1 protein-coding gene is annotated in these 2,361 nt (G+C 57.1%); it reads right to left on the bottom strand.

The features are described 5' to 3' along the window. Nucleotides 1–2,361, bottom strand: a 2,361-nt coding sequence (locus tag Q384_RS10780) for an Ig-like domain-containing protein (protein ID WP_037588040.1), incomplete at both ends; no start/stop codon positions are given.

Below are 2,361 nucleotides of genomic sequence, written 5' to 3'. Positions count from 1 at the left end.
TGTCCGTCCACATACAGGGTCGGGGTATCGGTCAATCCTTGCGGAATGTTGATGCCCGGGGTCGGGTCGTTGCTGCTCGGCGCGGTGCTGTGGGCGTCGCGAACGGGGTCAACATTATCGTCGTAGCTTGTGGGCGTGGCCGGTTTGCTCGGTGCGACGGTATCAAGCGATGCACTGCCGCTTGCGGTGGGGGCAGCATTGCCGGCTTTGTCTTTGACATCGGCGGTAACGTCAATTCTGCCTTCGCGTAAACCGGCTAAGTTGATGCCGGTAATTTCCCATGTGCCGTTGTTCACTGTGCCCGTGCCACTGACGGTTTTAACGCCGTCGCTGATTTTAACGGTAACGGTTTGACCGTTTTCGGCATCGGTGGTGCCTTTAATCACGCCGGCACCCGCCGCTTCGGCTTGGTTAAATACGTTGTCACCCGCAATGTCGGTGATGCTGATGACGGGTGCGGTGGCGTCCGGTACGGTTACGGTGACTTTGGGTGAGTCGTTGCCGGCTTCGTCTTCTTGGCTGACCACGATTTCATCGCCGTCTTCCAGATTGCCCGGGTTCGGTACGCTCCAATTGCCGTCGCCGCCGACGGTAGTCGTAACGGTGCTGCCGTCGGGCAATTCTACGGTTACGGTGGCATCGGGCTCACCCGTGCCGGTAATCGGGTCTTGTCCGTTAACGGGTTCATTCACAATCGGTGTGCTCGGCGGGGTGGCGTCGTCCACACTTTCGGTGGTTTTGGGTGAATCATTGCCGGCTTTGTCTTCTTGGCTGACCACGATTTCATCGCCGTCTTCAAAGTCGCCCGGATTCGGTACGCTCCAATTGCCGTCTTTGCCGACGGTGGTGGTAACGGTGCTGCCGTCGGGCAGTTCTACGGTTACGGTGGCATCGGGCTCGCCTTTGCCGGTAATCGGATCTTGGCCGTTAATCGGGTGGTTGACAATCGGGGTGCTCGGGGCGGTGGCATCGGGAATGGTTTCGATGACTTTGGGCGAATCATTGCCGGCTTTGTCTTCTTGGCTGACGGTGATTTTATCGCCGTCTTCAAAGTTGCCCGGATTCGGTACGATCCAATTGCCGTCTTTGCCGACGGTGGTCGTAGCGGTGCTGCCGTCGGGCAGTACTACGGTTACGGTGGCATCGGGCTCGCCTTTACCGGTAATCGGGTCTTGACCGTTCAGCGGCAAATTGACCACAGGTGTGTCGGGCGCGGTGGCGTCGGGAACGGTTACTTGTTTAACGGTGGCATTGCCGTAAGGATCTTCTTCGACAACCGCCAGTTTGTCACCGTCTTTGAAGTCGCCCGGATTGGGTGCGCTCCAGTTGCCGTCTTTATCGACGATTGCGGTTGTGGTGCTGCCGTTGGGGAAATAAATGATGATGTCGTTGCCGGGTGCGCCGGTGCCGGTAATGGGGTCTTGCCCGTTTATCTGCGGAATGGCCGCGCCGCCGGGGTCGGTTTGGCTGACGGTCACTTGGTCGCCGATCAGATCTTTACCGCCGTGTCCGGGCTCGGCATTCGTGTGGCTGCCGTCTAAGCCGGGGTTGGCAATTTCCCATCGTCCGTCTTTACCCACGGTGGTGGTGGCGGTGCTGCCGTCGGGGAAAGTGATGGTAATCAGGTTGCCCGGTTTGCCGGTGCCGGTTAAAGGGTCGTGCGGGTTAACCGGTGCCGCCAATTGATAATCGGGTACATCAATACCGTTGGCCGGTGCTTGGGTGATCAAGCCGGCATCATGTTCAATATGGGCGATTTCATTGCCGTTTGCATCCAATGCCGCCACAACCACCAGCAAACTATGCTCGCCTTGTTTGAGTGCGCTGATGTCCACATTGTGTACTGCCCATTTGCCGTTTACAACGGTGGTGAATACGACAACTTCATCAACACCGGCTGCCAATGCGGCAGAGGCGTCGTTTTTAATGGTGATTTTAATTTTTGTGCCGTCGGCTATGTTCTCGGCGCGTCCGAAAATAGAGGCGTGCGTGGCGATTTTGCTGTTGGCTACGTCTGTGCCTTTGGTAACGTCTGTGCCGTCGGCATCTTTGAAAATGGGTGAGTCAAGATACAAAAGCGGTTCGGGTGCCGGAGGCGGCGGGGGCGGTGCATCTTCATCATCCCATTGGGAAAGACCGATGATGGCGGCGGTAATCACTGCGCCATAACCCAAAATCGGTTTCCAGCCCCACCATGCCACGGCGTGATCAACATCAATACTGCCTTCTGTCAGCAGGGGGGTGATGTTGTCAATGCTGAAATATTCAACGGAATTTAAGCAGTTGTCTTCAACGGTGGTGCGCGCCCAAATCAGATTGCCGGTGTCGTTTTCAAGCACGAGCTGATTGCCGGTGTCGGCA

This window comes from Stenoxybacter acetivorans DSM 19021, from assembly GCF_000745895.1.
Lineage (GTDB): Bacteria > Pseudomonadota > Gammaproteobacteria > Burkholderiales > Neisseriaceae > Stenoxybacter > Stenoxybacter acetivorans.
The sequence above is the reverse complement of the archived record's forward strand: the minus strand, read 5'-3'. Positions and strand labels throughout refer to the sequence as shown.